Origin of the sequence: Mucilaginibacter sp., assembly GCF_025359345.1 — a bacterium.
Classification (GTDB): Bacteria; Bacteroidota; Bacteroidia; order Sphingobacteriales; family Sphingobacteriaceae; genus Mucilaginibacter.
Window position 1 is genome coordinate 52,329 of record NZ_JANYGQ010000031.1, and the last position, 20,455, is coordinate 72,783.

Below are 20,455 nucleotides of genomic sequence, written 5' to 3' on the forward strand. Positions count from 1 at the left end.
CACGCCGCGCTCGCAATGACAAAAGTTATATCCCCTTCAAATACTCCAAAATCTCCTCCGAACTATCCATCGCCTTCACATTTTCCCAAACTTGTTTTGCTTTCAGTTCGCTGTTGTTGATGATGATGCTTTTTATAGCAGGTATTGATGCTGCGCTCATGGAAAATTCCTTTAACCCCATTCCCATTAACAATAAAGTTGCCAGCGGGTCGGCTGCCATTTCACCGCACATGCCTACGTGGATATTTTGTTTAGCACCCTGCTCAATTACAAAACTAATCAGCCGTAATACTGCCGGATTAAATGGGTCGTACAGGTGACTTATTTTGTCATTCATCCTGTCAACAGCAAGCGTGTATTGGCAAAGGTCGTTTGTTCCGATGCTGAAGAAATCGACTTCTTTAGCCAGCAAATCAGCAGTAATGGCGGCAGAGGGTATTTCTATCATGATGCCAACTTTAATTCCGGACTTGAATGGCAATCCATCCTTTCGTAATTCTTCCTTTGCTTCTTCCAAAATGCTTTTCGCCGACCTGATTTCCTGGATGTTGGAAATCATAGGGAACATAATTTTCAAATCCCCAAAAACGGAGGCGCGTAAAATAGCCTTTAACTGGGTAATGAATAAGTCTTTCCTATCCAAACAAACCCTTATCGCCCGGTAACCTAAAAATGGGTTAAGCTCGGCAGGCAGGTTAAAGTAGGGCAGGTGCTTATCGCCGCCTATATCGATAGTCCGCACAATTACAGGTTTGCCTTTGGCCTGCAGCGCGGTATTTTTGTAGAATTCAAATTGCTCGTCTTCTGTTGGGAAGGTATCGCGGTTCATGTACAAAAGTTCGGTGCGTAAAAGGCCCACGCCTTCACCACCGTTATCAAAAACGTTAACTAAGTCCCCCGCGCCGGATATGTTAGCGGTTAACGTTATTTGCATGCCATCAGTTGTAATTGCAGGAACATCGTGCAAAGCCTTTAATTCAACCGCACGCCGTTGATATACATTCCTTTTTATAAGGTATTCGTCCAGAATTTGCTGATTTGGGTTGATGAACACTTCACCTGATATTGCATCCAAAATAATAACATCATCATTTTTTATGTCGATCAAATCCGCGCCACACCCAACAATCGCCGGGATACCTCTGGCTTTTGCAATAATAGCCGCGTGCGATGTTTGGCTACCTGCCTGGGTTGCAAAACCAATCACTTTTGTAATATCCATGGCAATGGTATCTGATGGCGAAAGGTCTTCGGCAATGATGATGGTATCCGGTTTAAAGGCAAGTTGGTTAGCCGGCCCGGAATTGCCGAGGTTCTTTAATATCCGGTCACCTATGTCCTGCACATCGGCAGCGCGGGCACGCATATAGGCATCTTCCATGCTTTCGAAAACCTGTACAAAACCCGCAATTGTTTCCAGCAGCGCGTCGCTGGTGTTTTTATGTTCGGACTCAATTTTTTCAATTACGCTTTCCCGTATTTCGGGGTCGCTTAACAACTCGATTTGAGTTTCAAGGATGGCAAAATCATTGTCAGACAGCGCCGGTGAGTTTATTTTTATCGATTCAACTTCATTAACCGCGCTGGTTACTGCTTTATCAAACTGCGCGATTGCCACCTCAATTTCTGCTGGGCCATTCAGCAAAATGCCGGTAGCCACAGTCGCCTTTTTTTGTATTATAAAAGCCCTGCCTATCGCTATTCCCGGTGAAACGCCAATCCCTTTCATTGTTTAATCTTGCTCATCATTTTTTTATCATTTTGGGACCTATTTGCCCCAGCCCCTCTCCACAGCAGAGGGGCTTTTTAATTAATTTCTTGTGGCTTGCTTTTTTTTAAGTCCTCTCTTTTGGAGAGGATTTAGGTGAGGCCTTAAGCAAACAAGTGTATCATACTGCCAATAAAGCCCAGCGCCAGCAAACCCAACAACAGGTGCGTGGTTTTAGCACCATTTTTTACAAAATAGTAAACCAAAAATGTCAATCCTAAAGGTATTACTGCGGGCACAACCTGGTCGAGCAAGCCTTGGATGGTTACCGTTGATTTATCCGACCCGATACTTATCGGCGTAGTGATTGACATGAGCGTTGCAGGCATGGCGCCTACCACCATCAGTCCTAAAATGGATGCCCCTTTGGTAAGCCTGTCCATCACATTGTTTTTGGCCAGGTTTTGCAGGAATTTAGTTCCCGCATTGTAGCCTATAAAAGTAAGGTTGTACCTGAGCACCAAATGTGGCACGTTAAATATCAGCAGGAACAAAACAGGCCCCATGATATTGCCTTTTATAGCCAGCGATGTACCAACCCCTGCAGCAATAACTTTAAATGTGCCCCAAAAAAGGGAATCGAACACCCCGGCAAGAGGCCCCATGAGGCCTAGCTTCACCGAGCCAATCGATTCGGCGTCGAACGTGGCATCGTTGCTGTTTTGTTCTTCCATGGCAGCGGTAATACCCAAAATAAGTGTTGATCCGTACGGACTGGTATTAAAAAAACTCAAATGCCTTTTCAATGCCGCCGCCATGGCTTCTTTGGTAGTGTAGAGCCGTTTTAGTATGGGGATGATTGAAAACGCAAAGCCGGTGTTCTGCCAGGTCTCGAAGTTAAAGTTAGCCTCCAGCGCCATCGACCTTAAAAAAACATTGCGCATGTCTCTTTTAGTGAGCTTTTGGACGGGTTTAATTTCATCAGCAACAGTTTCAAAATCATCATCATCGGAAGGCGTTTTCGGGGTTACCTGTGTTACTATTAACGCAATGATTATTCCAAGCCCACCAATAGCTATTACAGGCAGTTTTAAATAGGCTGCCAACATAAACCCTAAAAAGAAATACGGGGCAACTGTTTTGTTAAACATTAAATGCATCAGCAGCGCAAACCCAAGGGCAGGCAGCATATTGCCGGCAACCGTTAACCCGGTTTGTACCCATGCGGGTATCATATCCAGGAACTCCTTCATTACCGAGCCGCCTAATTGCAGGGCCAGCAGGATAATTATCCCCATAAATATGGGCCTTAATACCCCCGAAAAAATATGCAGCCGCTGGATGCCGTTAAAGTCGCCCTCGGCGGCGTACTGGTTAAATTTTTTATTAAGTATTGCCCTGAACACGAACAAACTGCTGATAACCATTTCGGCAAGGATGGATACCGGCACCGCGATAGCCAGCGCAATGGCTGGTCCTTTACCCGATATAATGGCGAAAGCAGTACCCAGCACGCCGCCGGTGATAACATCGGGCGGAATAGCAGCGCCAACCTTTATGTTACCCATAAATAGCAGCTCGAGCGTGGCGCCGATGATAACACCCTGGTTTAAATCGCCCAGCGCCAGTCCAACAAGCGGCCCCAAAACCAGCGGGCGGCTCAATAGTGTGGTCCCCAAAAAATCTTCGGAGTGGCCAAACATGGCGACGAGAGCGATGAGTAGGTAGGATAATGACATGCTGTTTTATGTTCCTTTAATGTATGTGCTTTGAGATGCAAGAAATCAAGAGTCAGGAATCAAGATTTAAAAACTCTTTATTCTTTTCTTCTGTCTTGACTCTTGACCTCTTGATTCTCTATATCAAGCTTTCCACCATCTGTTTTTTATCAGTAGGTACCTGCCTCAGTTCAAGTTCGATGCCTTTGTTCAACAGTTCTTTTACCAGCGTGATGTCTTCATCGTTAACGGCAACCGCTTTGCTGATGAGGCGCATCCCCTCGTTCATCCTGATGCCGCCAAAGTTTACCGATTTGATTTCCGGCACGCCGTTTACCATGGCGAAGGCATCCTTCACACTGTTTACAATCAGTAATATTTTAAGATTGCGGCTTTTTTCATCGTTCAAAAAAGCGGCTGCATCGGTTACCGATTTTATCAGCAGCCTTGTACCAGCAGGTTTGGCCAGCCCGAGTGTCATCTTTAAAAATTCATCCTTAGCAACTTTGTCGTTTGCTATTAACAGGCAATCAACGCCAAGGGCCGGCGTCCAGGTAAAAGCCACTTGGCCGTGCACCAGCCGGTCGTCAATGCGGGTAAGCTTAATCATCCTGGTCTTCCTTTTGTGCGGTTAAAAGTTTATTTACGTAGGTCATTTGTTCTTTTGCATTTTCGAGGGCTGCGGTAATTACCTCTTCCGCCGGTTTTTCAGCATCAGCCATCAAAACTTCAATCAGCAGCGGTAAATTAAAGCCTGAAACAACATGCACGTTCGGTTTTAGTGCATGTTGCAATATTTGGTTGGTAATGCTGCCACCCAAAATATCAGTAAATACAATCAGTTCGTCTGTATCGCTAACCTGTGTCATCACCTCGTTTATCTGTGTTTCCACCGAAACCGTTTCATCAACATAAGCTTCAATCAAAAAAATATGCTCCATCGAGCCAATAATAATATCAAGCGACGATTTTACCCCCGCGGCAAAGGTGCCGTGGGTAGCAATCAGGAACTTTCTTGTTTTAGCAGTATTCTCCATCAAATATTATTGGCTATATATTATAAATCGGCATTACAATATATGGATTTTATGTTGTGCAATAATCCGCCAAACTTTGGTTAAATACTATTTTTAAGGCACTACAATACCACTACGATAGAATTTATGGTGGAAATCGGTGGTTTTATGGTGTAAACATCCTTCGTCCGCCCGGTTGAAACCCGGCGCTACAATATGGGCCGAGCCGATGGCTCTATTAAAAAACCACATATACACACCCAAAGGCTGTGTCCTCACAGCGGCTCTGTTTAGTCCAAAACCCGGTTTGGAAACTTGATTTAATATACACCAACTGATTTTAATCCCTTGCGTAGTGCTAATGTAGGGGTATGAAAATACCAGCGTAAATTGTAATAACTTAGCTTTGAACTCGTAAAGGGTCCCGCCGAACACCTTTATTAATAAAACCTTTTATAAAATGAATTTCGTGCTAACATCAAACGCAAAAACCTGGATACTGTGCTTATTAATAGGTATACCTGCTTTTTTGAAGGCGCAACCGGTAAAAATTGTAACCAATCACGTGGGTTATGAAGACAGCCGCGCCAAGCATGCCATAATCGTTGCCGACAGCAAAATCAACATTAATTCATTTAACCTTATTGATGCTGCCACAGGTAAATCCGTTTTCAGTGGCAAACCGGTATTTAGTGGCGGGGTTGATAAATGGAAACATTTCCAGTTTTGGACAATAGACTTTAGCAGCTTTACAACACCCGGTACTTATAAGCTGCAGGCGACGCTGCCAGGCGGTACTGTTTCGTCTTATCCATTTATCATCGGGAAAAATGTATTGGAGAAAGCTACCGTATCTGATGTAGTATATTATTTTAAAGGCCAACGCAGTTCGGGACTATTAGATAAAGCAGATCATCACCTGTTGTTATCCGGCAAAACAACCGACACCATTGACGCCCACGGCGGCTGGTACGATGCCACCGGCGATTACGGCAAGCACCTCTCACACTTGTCGTTTTCAAATTATTTTAACCCGCAGCAAATATCATTGACCGCCTGGAGCCTGTTCAAGACATATGAGTTATTAAACGCGCGGCCGGGCACCGATTTCCGCCAGTTTAACCGCAGGATTTTGGACGAAGCCATGTATGGCGCCGATTACCTGGTACGTATGCAAGCCAAAGGCGGCTCGTTTTATCGTTCGGTTGGTGCGCCGGGGCCGGGCAAATTGCCCAAAGATAGGATGATACCTGCCGAGGAGGGCAGCTATCGCATTAAAAAAACAAAAGACCAGGCCTTTAACAGCAAGCCGGCGGAAAAAAGCTGGCGGCTGTATCAATCGAGCTACCGCTCAGGCGCAGGTATGGCAATTGCAAGTTTGGCTATGGCTTCAGTATACCCGGTTAGCGGCGAATACAGCAATGCTGATTATTTAAAAGCCGCCGAAAATGCCTTTTCGTTTTTAGAAAAAGACAACAAGCAGATGGATTTTGACGGCAAGGAAAATATGCTGGATGATTACTGCGCTTTAAACGCTGCAACCGAATTATATAAAGTCACACATAAAGATGTTTATAAAGCCACCGCCGCAAAACGTGCCGCAAGCATAATGGACCGCCTAACAAGCTGGAAAAATTATAAAAACTATTTCAGGGCCGATGATAAGGACAGACCATTTTTCCATCCATCAGATGCTGGGTTGCCGTTGGTGAGCTTAATGTATTATTATCCTTTGGCATCGGCAGACGAACAGGCTGCGATCAAAAAAACAACCAAAGAATCAATGGAGTTTGAGCTGGCGATAACCCGCGAGGTAAATAATCCATTTGGCTACAGCCGCCAATTAGTGCAAGACACGCTGGGTAACCGCAAAAGCTCGTTCTTTTTCCCGCATGGCAGCGATGCCTCGCCGTGGTGGCAGGGCGAAAATGCCCGGCTTGGCTCGGTAGCTGCCGCTGCGAGGATGGCTGCTAATTTATTTAAGGATGATAAACCATTCCACGATCAGCTAGACACTTTCGCGCTCGACCAGCTGAACTGGATTTTGGGCCTCAATCCTTTCGATAGCTGTATGCTGCAGGGTACCGGCCACAATAACCCGGCCTATGGCTTTTTCGGCACGTTTGAATATACCAACGCACCCGGTGGCATTGTTAACGGCATAACCTCTGGCTTTGAAAACGAGGACGATATAGATTATAATATCCCTTATGCCGTATCCGGCAAAGATTCCGACTGGCGCTGGGCCGAACAATGGCTGCCGCATACAGCCTGGTATTTACTGGCGGTATCGTTAAATGATTAAGATTCTGACAGAAATGAAAAAGTATATCACAAGCATAATATTCGCCTTAACACTTTGCAGCGCTTTTGCACAGGATCAGCATAAAACCCTGGCAATAGGTGAAAGTGCGCCTGACTTTAGCCTGCCCGGTATCGATGGTAAGACCTATACGCTTGCTTCGTTTAAAAATGCAAAGGTGCTGGCTGTTGTGTTTATGTGTAACCATTGCCCAACTTCGCAGGCGTATGAGGACCGGGTAATTAAAATGACCAGCGACTATGCATCAAAGGGCGTAAGCATAGTTGCCATTAACCCAAACAACCCCGCCGGATTACGTTTGGACGAATTAGGCTATAGCGATTTGGGCGACTCGTTCGAGGATATGAAAGTAAGGGCCAAAAACATGAAGTTTAACTTTCCTTATTTGTACGACGGTGAAAAGGAGGTAACCGCAAACAAATACGGTCCTGTTGCTACCCCGCATATTTTTATTTTTGATAAAGACCGCAAGTTGCGCTACAATGGCCGCATTGACGATATGGAAAACCCGGCAAAAACAGCGCACTCGCTTGATGCCCGTAATGCTATCGATGCCATTTTAACGGGCAAAGAAATTGCCGAGCCGGTAACCAAAACCTTTGGCTGCTCGATAAAATGGGCAGAGAAAAGCGATTGGCTGGAGAAAGCCCAAATTAATTGGGCCAAAGAACCTGTAAAACTGGATACCCTTAGCGCCGGCGGAATTAAAGAAGTATTGAAAAATCGTACAGATAAATTGCGGCTGGTTAACCTGTGGGCCACCTGGTGCGGCCCCTGTGTTGCCGAATTCGACGACCTGGTTACCCTTAACCACACCTACCGCGACCGCGGCCTGGAATTTGTAAGCATCAGCGCCGACGACCCCGCCAATAAAAACAAGGCCCTTAAATTTTTGCAGCGCAAACAGGCATCTGGCGTAAACTACATTTATAGCGGCGATGATAAATATAAAATGATTGAAGCAGTTGACCCGAAGTGGGATGGCGCTTTGCCCTATACCCTATTAGTTGAGCCCGATGGCAAAATTGTTTACGCCCACCAGGGCGCCATTGATGCCGAAGAACTAAGAAAAATAATTTTTGACGACCCAATGATGGGGAGGATTTATAAAGAGCCAGTGAAATGAGCGGCGAAATAACAAATTATGTCATTGCGAGCGAGGAACGAGCGCGGCAACCGCGAACGCTGCAGGGCGGCCTTACATGGTTCGCGATTACTTTCCCGAAACAAGTTTGGGATAGGCTGTTCCTCGCAACGATAAATTTTAGAAAAATTAAACCATGAAAAAAATATTTACCCTATTCGCCCTAAACCTAATCACATTATTTGTGCTGACCGCCTGCGCGCAATCAAAATTCAAAGTACTGGTGGTAGCCTCGCTGGCAAAGGACCATTGGAAAAGCATCTCCGTCGGCAAAGAGTTTTTTGAAAAACTTGGCGCCGACAACCATTTCAGCGTTGATTTTACCAGCGATACCAGCACCATCAACGATGCCAACCTGGCCAAATACCAGGTGTTTGTGATGTTTCATTTGGCGCCGTTTGATATGTCGGCAAGCCAACAGGCGGCTTTGCAAAAATTTGTTGAGCAGGGGAAGGGCTGGGTTGGTGTTCATGCAGCGGGACTTACCGGCAAGCAGTTCATTGCTCCAAATTCAACCAAGCAATACTGGCAATGGTTTGAGGGGCTGATGGGTGGGGTAATCTATTCGCCGCACCCGGCCTTCCAGGATGGACTGGTAGTGGTTGAGGATCATAACCACCCGGTTACCAAAGGCTTGCCCGACAAATTTTGGCTGGCTGATGAGTGGTACGAATGGGATAAAAGTCCGCGGGGTAATGTGCGGGTTTTAGCTGCTGCTGATGAATCAACCTACAAACAAAACAAACCCATGGGCGACCACCCCATCCTCTGGACGAACGAAAACTTTCACCGCATGATTTATATCTGCATCGGCCATTCGCCAACTGCATTGGTAAACCCCAGCTATGTGCTATTAATGAAGAACGCCATATTATGGGCGGCAACAAAATAAAATATCGACCTATGAAAATGAAAAAATCAGCATTAATAATCTGCGTGTGCCTCTTTAGTATTTTCACTGCCTGCGCGCAAAAAGCACCGCGTTTTAAAGCGATTGCCTTGTACGAAAACGGGGGGCACCACATCGAATATTCAAAAGTGGCCAAAGTATGGCTGGATAAGCTAGCCGCCGACAGCAATTTCAGCATCGATTACATTCAAAACACAGATAAAATTGATGACGCTTTTTTAGCCAATTACCAGCTATTTATTCAACTTGATTATGCGCCTTATGGCTGGAAAGAAAAGGCGGTAGCTGCATTTCAAAAATACATTGAAGAAGGCCGGGGCGGCTGGATAGGCTTTCACCATGCGACGCTGCTGGGTGAGTTTGACGGTTACCCCATGTGGCAATGGTTCAGTAAGTTTATGGGCGATACCCGCTATAAAAACTACATTGCCACGTTTGTAAAGGCTAAGGTAAATATAGAGGATAAAACCAACCCGGTTATGAAAGGTGTATCCCCATCGTTTATGGTGGAGAAGGAAGAGTTTTACACCTACGAAAAAAGTATGCGCCCCAATGTGCATGTGCTGGCCTCGGTTGATGAATCGACTTATACGCCCAATTCTGATGTAAAAATGGGGGACCACCTGGTGGTTTGGACAAACCCCAATTATAAGGCGCGTAATGTGTATATTTTTATGGGGCATTCGCCGGTATTGTTTGAAAGCAGGGACTATACGACGCTATTTAGTAATGCCATTTTTTGGGCAGCCGGGAGGTAGTTCTAGCTCGGAAGCCAGTAAAGTCTGAGAGTCCGAAAGTCCGAAAGGAATAGACACGAATTCGCACTAATTATTTCGAATTACAAGAATTAAGAAAGCAATAATCATGACGAAGAATTACCGAATTATCCCATCCGCCCGGATTAGTGAGATTCGTTTCAATTCGTGCGAATTAGTGCTTACTCAACTCGTCACCTCAATCAAAAAATCATACAAATGAACTTCGGTTGCAAGGCCAAGTTTTTTACGCACCCGGTAACGGCTGATCTCTACACCTTTTAGCGAGATATTAAGCAATTGTGCTATCTCTTTCGAGGTAAGGTTAAGCCGCAAATAAGCGCAAAGTTTTAGATCGGTTGAGCTAAGGCCGGGGAATTTAGTTTTCATGGTGCCCAGGAAATTGTTATGTACCTGGTCGAAATAAATAGCGAAGTGGTTCCAGTCGTCGTCGTTTTTATCGGTATCGCCAAGCAACTTGAATACGCTGCGGAACTGGTAAGCAGGGTCGGGGATGTTGAGCTTTTTGGTTAGGGTCATCAGCTCATCTTTGATGTTCAACAATAACCGGCCCCGGTCGACAAGGTGCATGGTTAACGTGGCCAGCTCTTTGTTTTTGTAACTGATTTCCGTTTCCAGGTTATCATTTTTGAGGGACATGATCTCTTTTTCATTTCGGTCGAGTTCCAGGCTGTGCAGGTATTGCAAACGGCGCTGCTCGTCGTCGTGCCTGCGTTGGTGCAGCTCAAACTTTTTGTGCTGTGCCCTGGCCGCCCAAACAATGGCAATGGTTATCATCACCACGTACCAAAAATATGCCCATGGGGTTTGATACCAGGCCGGCTTAATCGTAAAAGTATAACTTACAGGTGCGGATGCGTTACCGAGATTATTACGTGCACGCACCGAAAAGGTAAAAGTTCCATAGGGTAGATTAGTGTAATCTTTTTCGGTTTTGGCTGACCATTTGGACCAGTCATTATCAAATCCCTCCAGCTTGTAACTGAATTCGCTGTTGCTTTTTTGGGCGAATAGCGTTGATGAATATTCGAAGTGAAAGGAATTCCAGTGCTTGGTTACGGTTGGTATAGTTTTGGTATTTTGGGTGTTAGCTACTTGCCCGTTTTTCATAAAATAGCCGCCAAAAATAACGCTGTCTTTTTCGGCGATAGCCTTAACGTTGGTTAACAATACATTCAGTTTGCTTTCCCGTGCCACATACTGTCGGTAGTTTAAATGGAAAATGCCATTATTCGAACCCACAAAAATGTTCCCTGCATCGTAGGGGTAGATAAAGCCCGAACCTTTTACCATTTGCCCGGCGAGTTCAGGAAAATAGATAACAGTGTATGGTTTACTTGCCTGCCGCTTGCTGAAATCAATAACACCCACCCGCTGGTTGCTGATGAACCAGATATTTCCGGTGGCATCTTCGGTTAAATATTCAATAGCTGCATCGCCGAATATGGGTTTATAAAAAGCTGAACCCACAAATTTGTTTTGAGCGGCATTGTATTCGTAAATCCCTTTTTCGGTGCCGGCGATTACCTTGTTTTTTATAAAATATACGCGGTTGTTTAAGATGGAAGGAAGGCCGCTTTTGTCGGTGTACTGTGAGTAGATGACAATCTTCTTCCTGTCGGGCGATAACTGTATTTTATAGATGCCACGATAGGGGTGCGATGCCCAAATTACGTTATTGTTGTCGCGCGCAATGGTAGCCAGCGATTCATATATCCCGGTAATTTTTCCGGCGTCAACAAAACTGCTGCCGTTCGCTTGTAAAAGCTGCAGCCCAGTGTAAGTGCTCGCAATAATATCGTGAGAATTTGGTATAGGCTTGAACATCCACGCACCCTGTTGAGTGGTTATAGGCGCAATTTTGTTGTTTTGTAAAACCAGCGCGCCGTCCTGGTGTCCTAAAAGCAGGCTGCCATTTATTTGCGCCAGGCTATAAACCTGCCCCTTGGTATTTGCTATCTCATTAAAAAAACCGGTTACTTTACTAATATCATCGGGTTGATTTATGGGGATGCTATACAAGCCGTTCGATGTGCCCACAAATAACTTTTTATCGAACACAATAGCGGCATTGCTTTTTACCTGGTTGTCGCGACTGGTGTAAATATGCATTACTGAGGTGTTGTAATTCACAAAATCAACCCCGTTTTCCAAACCTACCCAAAGGTTTTTGTCATGGTCGACCATTATGGAATGCACATTATTATTTTGCAAACCCTCACTGGTCGAAAAGCGCTCAACCAGGCTGCCTTTTCCGTCTATTATAAAAAGCCCCTTAGCTGCCGTGCCAATGGCAAAGCGGTCGTCGCCTATTTTGCGGGCGCAGGTAACCCGGTCGCTACTTAAGATATTATCTATAGCTGTGTTTTTTTTAATAAGGGATGAACCGTTCATTAAAAACGCCCCCTTATTTAAGGTGGTAACCAGTAGTGTTTCTTTATCGTAATCAACAACGCCGGTAATCTGCAGTTCGGCGGTGGGCACTGCGCCACAGCAATGCTGCCATTGCCCGGCTTTAAAAATCATCAGTCCCGAATCCTTATCCCAGGCATACAAGCCGTTGCTTGTTTTTGATAACAAGCGCCAGCCGCCGGGAGCATCGAGTGTTTTTAGTTCGTTATCCTTCAACTCAAAAATGCACTCAATGGTGCGGAAAAAAACTTCATTGTTGTACAATACGATACTCCAGATATCAGCAAACTGCTTTGCCTTTTGAGGCAGCAGGTTTTTAAGTGAATGGAATTTAAGGATGCCGCTATTGTCCGGGTAAAAATAACCGACCTCGTCCTGCCCCCCGCAATAAATCTTTCCCGACGGGTCGACAGCTATCGACTTTATGGCGGCTTTGTTGGGCATTTGATAGGTTTTCCAATAGCTGCCGTCGAAAGTTAGCAGGCCCTCGTCGTTTGCAAAATACAGGATGCCATTTTTATCCTGGTTAATGTCCCAAATTTCGGGCGCAGCATTATAATCTGTGCGGGAGTAATTTTTTATTGTGGGAATGCCAATAGCCTGCTGCGCAATTGCAGGGAGCGTTAGTGCGACAAAAGCAATAATTAATAAAACGTTTTTCTTTATTAACATCCCGGTGTTTAATCAGGGATGTAAATTAAGCAACATTTTGGATATGTAGTAGTGCGGAGATATTCGAAAATAGCGTTAATGACTTTTATTGGGCTTTTATGGCTATATTTGGGTGGATGTTGTAGTGGTGATGTAGAAGGTGGGAGATTAAATGAATAGCAAACTTTGTCGTTTCGAGGAACGAAGCAATCGCGAACTATGCAAGGCCGCTTTGTAAAGTTCGCGGTTGCCGCGCTCGTTCCTCGCTCGCAATGACAATTTTTTTATTGCGTGCGTCAACCGTTACTTCACCGCCCAAAATATCGCATTCCTCACTAACGTAGTGTAATTACTATCTTCAAATAATTGAGGGAAATGGCCCATCGCTATGTAAATGTTTTTGGCCTTCATATGTTCGTTCGTCCATATCACGGGGTGGTCGCCCATTTTAACATCTTTGGGCGGGTTGTAAGTTGATTCGTCAATACTAGCCAGCACATGCAGCTTGTCGCGCGGACTTTTGTTGTAGATGTACCATTCGTCTTGCGTGAGAAAACTCGCGGGTAAGCCGTTAAAAGCAGGATGGCTTGCATCCTCAATTGTCAGCTTGGCTTCTGTTCCGCCGGGGATATGTTTTTTAAATTCGATGCCGCCCATAAAGTCCGAATACCATTGCCACATGGGGTAACCATCAAACACGCCTAATAGGGTAGGGTGGTGAAAGCCAACCCAGCCGCCGCGGGCGTTTTCAATATAATCTTCAAAAGCTTCCTGCGCATCTTTTCCCCAGGGATAAGGCGGGTAATCTAATTGGATAAATAATTTGTATTGCTTTAAGTAGTCCTTATTAAGGGCTTTGGTATCGCTGATATAGTCGATGGTAAAATTGCTGTCGATAGCCAGCTTGTTGAGCCAGGCTTTTGCCGCCACATCAAACAGGGCATGGCCGCCGCCAGTCTCGGCTATAGCAATCGCCTTAAACCGGGGTGGTTTTGCCATTTGGGCATGGGCGACATGGGTGCTGCAGGCAATAAGCAGGCAAATAAATAGGATCGCGGCGTGTTTTTTCATTATGCTTTCAAATATTATGCAGGCTTTCGGCGCTGCACACCTGTAGCAATTATATGCTAATCTTTTTATTTACAGCTTTTTATTCTCAAAAGTAGTGGTAATGTAGTGGAACTGATAAACAAGCCCCTAAACCGCGACACAGGTTGTACAAATCCGGCACAAATTAAAACATAAAAGCCTGCTTATCATCATGTTTAACAAAAGCCCTACATCACCTCTACCGGGGCTTTAAAGCTGTACAAGCATTAATATTTCATTGTAAGTTCGGTGAAACTAACATCCTGATTACTCACTTTAAAAAACTTAATTCATGAAAAAACTCTACATGTTGGTTACGTTGCTGCTATGCTGCTTTATGTATGCATCGGCGCAAAATGTAACCGTAAAGGGTACTGTGACAGATGATCACAACCTGCCCCTGCCGGGGGTAAACATTAAGGTAGCAGGTACCAGCACCGGAACCACTACCAGCGTTGACGGAAACTACTCCATCAGCGCAGCGCCGGGTTCGTCCCTGGTATTTTCTTATGTAGGCTATGTTACTCAAACGGTAGCCATCGGCGGAAAAATAGTAATTAACGTTACTCTTAAAGACGACCAGCACCTGCTTGAAACCGTAACCGTTACGGCTTTAGGTATCGAGCAAAAAACAAAAACGCTGAGCTACGCCACCCAGAATGTAGGCGGCGCCGAGCTTGAAAAAGCCAAAGATCCCAACTTTGTAAACTCGCTGGCGGGTAAAGCTGCCGGTTTGGTTATTACCAAAGGCACTGGTGGTCCGGGTAGTGCATCTCGTATTGAGCTGCGGGGCGCCAAATCAATTGGCGGCAATAGTGCACCTATTTATGTAATTGATGGTATCCCCATCGGGCAAGGTGCGGGCGGTACAATGGCCGGCCTCGGCGATGGCGCTGACATCGACCCCTTATCAAACCTAAACCCGGATGATATCGAGAGCATCCAGGTATTGAAAGGCGCAACTGCGGCAGCCTTATACGGTAGTGCGGCTGCAAACGGGGCCTTATTAATAGTAACCAAGAAGGGCAAAGCCGGAACTACCCGTATTGATTTCAACTCATCAACCACTTTTGATCAGGCTACCGGCTTGCCGAAACCGCAAACCACCTATGGCCGTACCACTCCCGGTGCTGATGACATGTGGGGGGCAAAATCGAGCGGGGCTGGTAACGCGTTTATTAAAAACTTTTTTAATACAGGTAAAACTTACATCAATGGGGTATCGCTTTCGGGGGGCAGCGAAAAGGCACAGTTTTATGCGTCATACGCAAATACCAAAGCAACTGGTATTGTGCCCAACAACTCTCTGTTAAAACACAATTTTACCATACGCGGCTCGGGCAAGTTTCTAAATGATAAACTAACCCTTGATGCCTCAGTTAACTACATCTACCAAAAGCAGGAAAATCCACCAAAAGCAGGCTTAACCTTTAGCCCGATGTTTGGTTTATACCAGTTCCCAACGGATGATAATTTTGCCAATTACGATAAAAACCATTTCGAAACGTTTGATGCCACCCGAGGTATAAGCGTACAAAACTGGCCGTATGAAAAAAATGAGTTTAGTTCAAACCAAAATCCGTACTGGATAGCGTACAGAAATTTGAATGAACGCTCATCAAGCCGTTATATTTCAAATTTTAAAGCTAAGTATGATTTTGCCAAATGGATAAGTCTGCAGGTGCGTACTACATTAGATGGTTATAACTATCGTAACCAGGCCGAAAACTACGCCACTACCGATCCGGTTGCTCAAAGCACGCAGCAAGGTATTAATGGATCGTACTTTACCGGCCAAGGCTATGGCACGCATTTGTATTCAGACGCGCTGTTCTTAATCAATACCAAAGTTTCACGCGACTTTTCACTCGAGGCTACTTTAGGCCTTACTGATGACCGCAGCCTTGATTATAACACCACCTTGTCAAGCACCAACCAATACGGCTTAAGCCTGGCTAACTATTTTTCGGCCAATAACTATGACCTTACCCACCCGCTTGCTGTTGGCGAACATGAATACAAATCCATCACGCAGGCTGCCCTGGCTACCGCTACTATAGGCTATAAGGAAACTATTTTCCTGAGTGCTACCGGCCGTAACGAGTGGGCTTCTACCACGCCCGATGCTTTCTTTTATCCATCGGTAGGTTTATCGTATGTACTTACCAATACCATCGGCACATCTAACGTGTTGTCGTATGCCAAATTAAGGGCTTCGTACGCTAATGTGGGTACTGCACCGGGTCTTGGCGCTAACAATAGTTTCCCACCATATTCGCTTAATAATTTGCAGCCTATAGTTGGTACCCAACCAATTGGCCAGCTACCTTATTTTTCGGGTGATAAAATAGCCGAGGTAAAACCAGAGCGTACCAAAACATTTGAAATTGGTGCACAGGTTACCCTGTTTAACGTGTTGAATGTTGACCTTGCTTACTACGACGCACGTACCAGCGATCAGATTATCAGCATATCTGCACCATCGGGTGCTGGCGCGCAAAACTTTATCCTCAACGGTGGCGAAATACGCAACTACGGCTTTGAAGGCACCATAAGCTACAATGCCAAATTTGGTGATTTGAAATGGACGCCGTCGCTAAACTTCTCGCACAACTCAAACCAGGTGCGTGCATTGAGCCCGCTGTATACTGCCGAGCATTATGTAATATCGAGCCAGGATAATACCCGCCTTGTTGCTACCTGGCTAACCAGGCCGAAAGATGGCAAATACGGCGCCTTTGGCGATTACTATGGCAGGGTGATAGCTAAGAATGCCGACGGTTCGGTAAAAGTGGATGATAATGGCATACCTGTGTTGACAGATGCCGCTAATCCCGTGTACGTTGGTAACCCGAACCCTAAATTTTTAGCCGGCTTTAATAACAGCTTCAATTACAAACGCTTCAACCTTTCATTCCTGGTTGACAGCCGTTTTGGCGGACAGACCTTTTCAATGACCGAAACATGGCTGGATTACAAAGGTATTTCGCAGCGCACTGCCGATGCACGTAATGCAGGAGGTGTAGTAGTTAACGGGAAAAAAGTTGATGCACAGGCTTACTACACTGCAATTTCTGCCGGCGCCGATGGGGGCGCAGTACCGGAATACAGCTACAGCGCAACAAACATCCGTTTAAGGGAGCTGGCCTTAGGGTACACTTTTCCGCTTATTGGCAAAACGTTTAAGAATTTAAACATATCATTAACCGGCCACAACGTATTCTTCTTTTACAAGAAGGCGCCTTACGATCCTGAGCAGGCCATTTCAACCTCATCCAACACTATGGGGATTGATGGCTTTGGCGTACCTGCAACCCGTTCGTTCGGTTTTAGTGTCAAAACTTCGCTTTAATTATCATATAAATCATTACAACGATGAAGAAATTTAAAAATATTAAAAGTGCAATTACGCTTGGCGCGGTTGTGCTGTTATCCTTTGCCACCTCGTGTCGCAAGGATATGAACGGACTTAACCAGGATTTAAAACTACTGCCACAACCATTATTGGCCATCGATGGAAAAGAGGCAAGCATCCTATTGCCGGGAATGATGACCAACATCGAATCGCCGGTGAACTATATTTACCAGGGCCAGCAGGATTTGGGGCAGGATGAATATGCCGGTTACACTACTACGCCATCGGTGTTTTTGGGTAACGTAAACAATTTTACCTACAGCTTTGTAAGCGACTGGGTTGATTACTGTTGGGATGTTCCGCAGCAAAACATACTGAATACCTGGCTGCAATGGAAGCTAAAGAAGTTCGATACCAAATACCCGGATTTGTATGGCATAGCGCTTATTTGTAAAGTATTTGGCGCCAGCCGTGCGGCCGATACTTTTGGCCCTATCCCCTATAGCAAAATAGGTACAACAGCCAATGTGCCGTTTGATAGTGTACAGGAAGCCTACACCGCGTTTTTTGCTGACCTTGACCAGGCAATCACCCTGTTATCGGCCATTGAAGATAAAGAACCCGATGCCGACCAGCTAAGGTTTGCCGCGTTTGACAACAGCCAGTTTGGTGGCGATTATGCCAAATGGATAAGAACAGCCAATACACTTAAGCTGCGCCTGGCCATCCGTATTTCACTTATCGACGGTGCTAAAGCAAAGACCGAAGCCGAATCGGCAGTAAGTAATAAATATGGAGTTTTGACAGCTGCCGATGGCGGTTTCTTCATGAAAGTATCGGGTGAAAACCCTATCGACGAAATTGTTACCTCGTGGGGCGATATGCGTTTAGGCGCACCGGTTGGTTCTATTTTAGGTGGATTTAAAGACCCAAGGCTTACCAAAATGGGCCTGCCTGCTGATGATCCTGATTTGGGAGGTAAGGTTGAAGGCATTAGGACAGGTATCCAGCTAAGCTCGGGTACTTACAGCAATTTTTCGAAACTGGCAACATCATTTGGCGCGCCGCTAAAAATTATGAGCGTTGCAGAAAGCTATTTCCTGCGTGCCGAAGGCGTATTAAGAGGATGGAATATGGGCGGCGGTTCGGCCCAAAGCTTCTACGAAGATGGTGTGAAGGCGTCGTTTAACGAATATGGTGCCGGTGGCGTTGATAGTTACCTCGCTGATGCTACCTCGACCCCGGCAGCTTATGTTGACCCTAAGAATCCGGCAAACAATGCGCCGCCGTTATCAAACATCACCGTTAAATGGAACGATGCCGACCCGATGGCCCGCAAGCTGGAACGCATCATTACTCAAAAATGGATAGCTATTTTCCCTGAAGGTTATGAAGGATGGGCCGAGTTCAGGCGTACCGGCTACCCAGCACAATATCCTATTACAAAAAACGACAGCCAGGGCAAAGTTGCCAATGGCGACTTTGTAAAACGCATGCCTTACTCAGGTACATTTACCAATGCATCAAAAGCGCAGGTTGACGCTGCCGTTGCCAAAGAATTTGGTGGCGACGACAGCCCAGGCAAACGCCTATGGTGGGATGTAAATTAAGCCACTTGATTTGATTGGTTAATTAAGTAAGTTGGAGAACCCCTCTCATTGGAAACGGTGAGGGGGTGTTTTTTTAGAGGTTGCAGGAATATTTCGGGCGAAAATGCTTAGCTGTTAACTAAATACATTATTTTTATTAGCCTGAATAAAAATATGGTGATGGAATTAAAAATAAAACTGGTTATATTGTGCTGGAATTTTAATGCCAAAACACAACCTAAATTGAAATTTGCAACCAATAGAAAATCAATACTAAAGGGATTACTGGTACTGTTATTATTAATAACATTCGGAGTAAAAAAGGAAGCATTGGCGCAAAGCCAGTCTTTCAACTTTACCCAGTATATGGACAACCTTACGCCCCTAAACCCGGCCTATTCGTTGCTCGACCAGGCGAACTCTATAAATACCATGGCCCGCAAGCAATGGGTGGGCATCGATGGTGCACCAACAACTTTCCTTGTTAACGCCAACGTGCCGATCCAATCTATAGAAGGTTCGGCGGGGCTGATTGTGTTTAACGACCAGTTTTTTGTTGAGCACCAAACCGAGGCTAACTTATATTTTGCCAAAGCCATACAATTGGGAGAAAATAATTACCTGGCAGTATCATTAAACGCAGGTGTGCGAAACTATGTTGCCAATTACTCTTCGGTTGGGCCTGATGATCCTTCGTTTCGTGATGATGTGAGGGAAACCAGGCCGAATATAGGCTTCGGCGTACTCTATTTTTCCGACTGGTATTATTTTGGTATATCGGCACCCGAACTTACCATTACCAACCTTGGGACAGCGTCCATACAAAATGCTAATAATTTAAAGAGCCACTATTATTTAAGCGGCGCTTTGATAACTGAAATGGCGGAAGATTTTAAATTCCGGCCGTCAATATTGGTATCGTATGCTAAAGGGATAAAAGCTGTAGCTGATGTTTCGGGTGTGATTTTTATCAAAGAAACCCTTGGCCTTGGCGCCAACTACAGGGTTAACGCAAACCAGGCAGCTGGCTTGCTATCCATTAACCTTGACCAGGTGCATATAGGCTACAGTTACCAATTTACCACAACAAGTAACCTTGGCGGCTTTAACCTTGCAACCCACGAAGTTACCCTGGGCTATCGTTTTGGCAAAGGTATAGGCAAACGGAAATTGTTATAAACCATTTCTTTGTAGAAACGCAAAATTTTGCGTCCCGGACGCTGAGTTTTTTAGCGAGACGCATCCTAAAAACGCTATCGTTTCGAGACTCAAAATGTTGCGGCTCTACTTATTAAAGATAATTTCATCAACATTCCATTTATCCCACTCTTTCGGTATAATCAGTGCTGCTATCAATAATATCGCCCGCGGGATTACATGCGATAAATCCCAGATAGGCTCCAAAAGCCCGTGACCAAAAGAAACTATCAATAAATCGAGCGCAAGTAGGTATAGTGCCCATTGCCTGAAAAGACCGATGATAAGCAGAAAGCCACAAATAAATTCAACATAAGTGGTATAATAAGCGGTGCCCCAAATGAGCCATTTTGGTAGGAAGGTCTTTTCGAAATCCTTAAAAAACATATTGTACAGCTTAGGTACACCGAACGTAAATATTTTGCCATAACCCTGCATAAAGAAGATTATGCCCAACAATGCCCTTATGAATAATATGGCCGCAGCCCGTGACGTTTTATCGTTCATGAAAATGAAATTGTTAACCGGTATTTAAATGTAAGTATTATTTCGCGGAAGTTGAGGTCT

The 20,455-nt window shown here is 45.2% G+C and carries 14 protein-coding genes; 7 read left to right on the forward strand and 7 right to left on the reverse strand.

Annotated elements, in window-relative coordinates; translation table 11 throughout:
- Positions 1-25: 25 nt before the first annotated feature.
- The 4 genes from ptsP to Q0R52_RS20295 all read right to left on the reverse strand — a co-directional run bounded on the left by ptsP (position 26) and on the right by Q0R52_RS20295 (position 4,463).
- Positions 26-1,729, reverse strand: a complete 1,704-nt coding sequence (ptsP, locus tag Q0R52_RS20280) for a phosphoenolpyruvate--protein phosphotransferase (RefSeq protein WP_295797708.1) — start codon at positions 1,727-1,729, stop codon at positions 26-28.
- Positions 1,730-1,872: 143 nt separating this feature from the next.
- The gene (locus tag Q0R52_RS20285; RefSeq protein WP_295797711.1) at positions 1,873-3,447 is read right to left on the reverse strand and encodes a PTS system mannose/fructose/sorbose family transporter subunit IID; all 1,575 of its coding nucleotides are present in this window, start codon (positions 3,445-3,447) and stop codon (positions 1,873-1,875) included.
- 118 nt (positions 3,448-3,565) lie between these two features.
- Positions 3,566-4,036, reverse strand: a complete 471-nt coding sequence (locus Q0R52_RS20290) for a PTS sugar transporter subunit IIB (RefSeq protein ID WP_295797712.1) — start codon at positions 4,034-4,036, stop codon at positions 3,566-3,568.
- Complete coding sequence (locus Q0R52_RS20295; RefSeq protein ID WP_295797715.1) at positions 4,029-4,463, reverse strand: hypothetical protein; 435 nt, start codon at positions 4,461-4,463, stop codon at positions 4,029-4,031. Before Q0R52_RS20295 ends, Q0R52_RS20290 begins: the two co-directional genes overlap by 8 nt.
- A gap of 439 nt (positions 4,464-4,902) precedes the next feature.
- Between Q0R52_RS20295 and Q0R52_RS20300 the strand changes: the two genes are divergently transcribed.
- From Q0R52_RS20300 to Q0R52_RS20315, 4 genes are all read left to right on the forward strand, one after another.
- Positions 4,903-6,747, forward strand: a complete 1,845-nt coding sequence (locus Q0R52_RS20300) for a glycoside hydrolase family 9 protein (RefSeq protein WP_295797717.1) — start codon at positions 4,903-4,905, stop codon at positions 6,745-6,747.
- Positions 6,740-7,891 (forward strand): redoxin domain-containing protein, encoded by a 1,152-nt coding sequence (locus Q0R52_RS20305; protein WP_295797720.1) that lies wholly within the window; start codon positions 6,740-6,742, stop codon positions 7,889-7,891. Before Q0R52_RS20300 ends, Q0R52_RS20305 begins: the two co-directional genes overlap by 8 nt.
- 154 nt (positions 7,892-8,045) lie before the next feature.
- A complete protein-coding gene (locus Q0R52_RS20310; RefSeq protein ID WP_295797723.1) occupies positions 8,046-8,801 on the forward strand; it encodes a ThuA domain-containing protein in 756 nt (251 codons plus the stop codon).
- 17 nt (positions 8,802-8,818) lie between these two features.
- A complete protein-coding gene (locus Q0R52_RS20315; protein WP_295797727.1) occupies positions 8,819-9,577 on the forward strand; it encodes a ThuA domain-containing protein in 759 nt (252 codons plus the stop codon).
- Positions 9,578-9,760: 183 nt separating this feature from the next.
- Here the strand turns inward: Q0R52_RS20315 and Q0R52_RS20320 are convergent, their stop codons facing one another.
- Together Q0R52_RS20320 and Q0R52_RS20325 are read right to left on the reverse strand one after the other, a co-directional pair.
- Entirely contained in the window at positions 9,761-12,679 is a 2,919-nt protein-coding gene (locus Q0R52_RS20320) for a triple tyrosine motif-containing protein (RefSeq protein WP_295797730.1), read from the reverse strand.
- A 282-nt stretch (positions 12,680-12,961) separates the two neighbouring features.
- On the reverse strand, positions 12,962-13,729 hold the full coding sequence (locus tag Q0R52_RS20325) for a ThuA domain-containing protein (protein ID WP_295797734.1): 768 nt from the start codon (positions 13,727-13,729) through the stop codon (positions 12,962-12,964).
- Positions 13,730-14,039: 310 nt separating this feature from the next.
- Between Q0R52_RS20325 and Q0R52_RS20330 the strand changes: the two genes are divergently transcribed.
- The 3 genes from Q0R52_RS20330 to Q0R52_RS20340 all read left to right on the forward strand — a co-directional run bounded on the left by Q0R52_RS20330 (position 14,040) and on the right by Q0R52_RS20340 (position 19,870).
- Positions 14,040-17,099: a SusC/RagA family TonB-linked outer membrane protein gene (locus Q0R52_RS20330; RefSeq protein ID WP_295797739.1), complete on the forward strand. Its 3,060-nt coding sequence runs from the start codon at positions 14,040-14,042 to the stop codon at positions 17,097-17,099.
- A 23-nt stretch (positions 17,100-17,122) separates the two neighbouring features.
- Complete coding sequence (locus tag Q0R52_RS20335; protein WP_295797742.1) at positions 17,123-18,712, forward strand: SusD/RagB family nutrient-binding outer membrane lipoprotein; 1,590 nt, start codon at positions 17,123-17,125, stop codon at positions 18,710-18,712.
- Positions 18,713-18,871: 159 nt separating this feature from the next.
- A complete protein-coding gene (locus Q0R52_RS20340; protein ID WP_295797744.1) occupies positions 18,872-19,870 on the forward strand; it encodes a type IX secretion system membrane protein PorP/SprF in 999 nt (332 codons plus the stop codon).
- 105 nt (positions 19,871-19,975) lie between these two features.
- Here Q0R52_RS20340 and Q0R52_RS20345 read toward each other — a convergent pair whose 3' ends face one another.
- Positions 19,976-20,395 carry a DoxX family protein gene (locus Q0R52_RS20345; RefSeq protein WP_295797746.1) on the reverse strand — a complete coding sequence of 140 codons (420 nt, stop codon included), beginning with the start codon at positions 20,393-20,395 and terminating at the stop codon, positions 19,976-19,978.
- Between the last annotated feature and the right edge of the window lie 60 nt (positions 20,396-20,455).

Excerpts from the sequence above, each read along its gene's own strand:
- ptsP (WP_295797708.1), bottom strand. The coding sequence starts at position 1,729 with ATGAAAGGGATTGGCGTTTCACCGGGAATAGCGATAGGCAGGGCTTTT.
- Q0R52_RS20285 (WP_295797711.1), bottom strand. The coding sequence starts at position 3,447 with ATGTCATTATCCTACCTACTCATCGCTCTCGTCGCCATGTTTGGCCAC.
- Q0R52_RS20290 (WP_295797712.1), bottom strand. The coding sequence starts at position 4,036 with ATGATTAAGCTTACCCGCATTGACGACCGGCTGGTGCACGGCCAAGTG.
- Q0R52_RS20295 (WP_295797715.1), bottom strand. The coding sequence starts at position 4,463 with ATGGAGAATACTGCTAAAACAAGAAAGTTCCTGATTGCTACCCACGGC.
- Q0R52_RS20300 (WP_295797717.1), top strand. The coding sequence starts at position 4,903 with ATGAATTTCGTGCTAACATCAAACGCAAAAACCTGGATACTGTGCTTA.
- Q0R52_RS20305 (WP_295797720.1), top strand. The coding sequence starts at position 6,740 with ATGATTAAGATTCTGACAGAAATGAAAAAGTATATCACAAGCATAATA.
- Q0R52_RS20310 (WP_295797723.1), top strand. The coding sequence starts at position 8,046 with ATGAAAAAAATATTTACCCTATTCGCCCTAAACCTAATCACATTATTT.
- Q0R52_RS20315 (WP_295797727.1), top strand. The coding sequence starts at position 8,819 with ATGAAAAAATCAGCATTAATAATCTGCGTGTGCCTCTTTAGTATTTTC.
- Q0R52_RS20320 (WP_295797730.1), bottom strand. The coding sequence starts at position 12,679 with ATGTTAATAAAGAAAAACGTTTTATTAATTATTGCTTTTGTCGCACTA.
- Q0R52_RS20325 (WP_295797734.1), bottom strand. The coding sequence starts at position 13,729 with ATGAAAAAACACGCCGCGATCCTATTTATTTGCCTGCTTATTGCCTGC.
- Q0R52_RS20330 (WP_295797739.1), top strand. The coding sequence starts at position 14,040 with ATGAAAAAACTCTACATGTTGGTTACGTTGCTGCTATGCTGCTTTATG.
- Q0R52_RS20335 (WP_295797742.1), top strand. The coding sequence starts at position 17,123 with ATGAAGAAATTTAAAAATATTAAAAGTGCAATTACGCTTGGCGCGGTT.
- Q0R52_RS20340 (WP_295797744.1), top strand. The coding sequence starts at position 18,872 with ATGGAATTAAAAATAAAACTGGTTATATTGTGCTGGAATTTTAATGCC.
- Q0R52_RS20345 (WP_295797746.1), bottom strand. The coding sequence starts at position 20,395 with ATGAACGATAAAACGTCACGGGCTGCGGCCATATTATTCATAAGGGCA.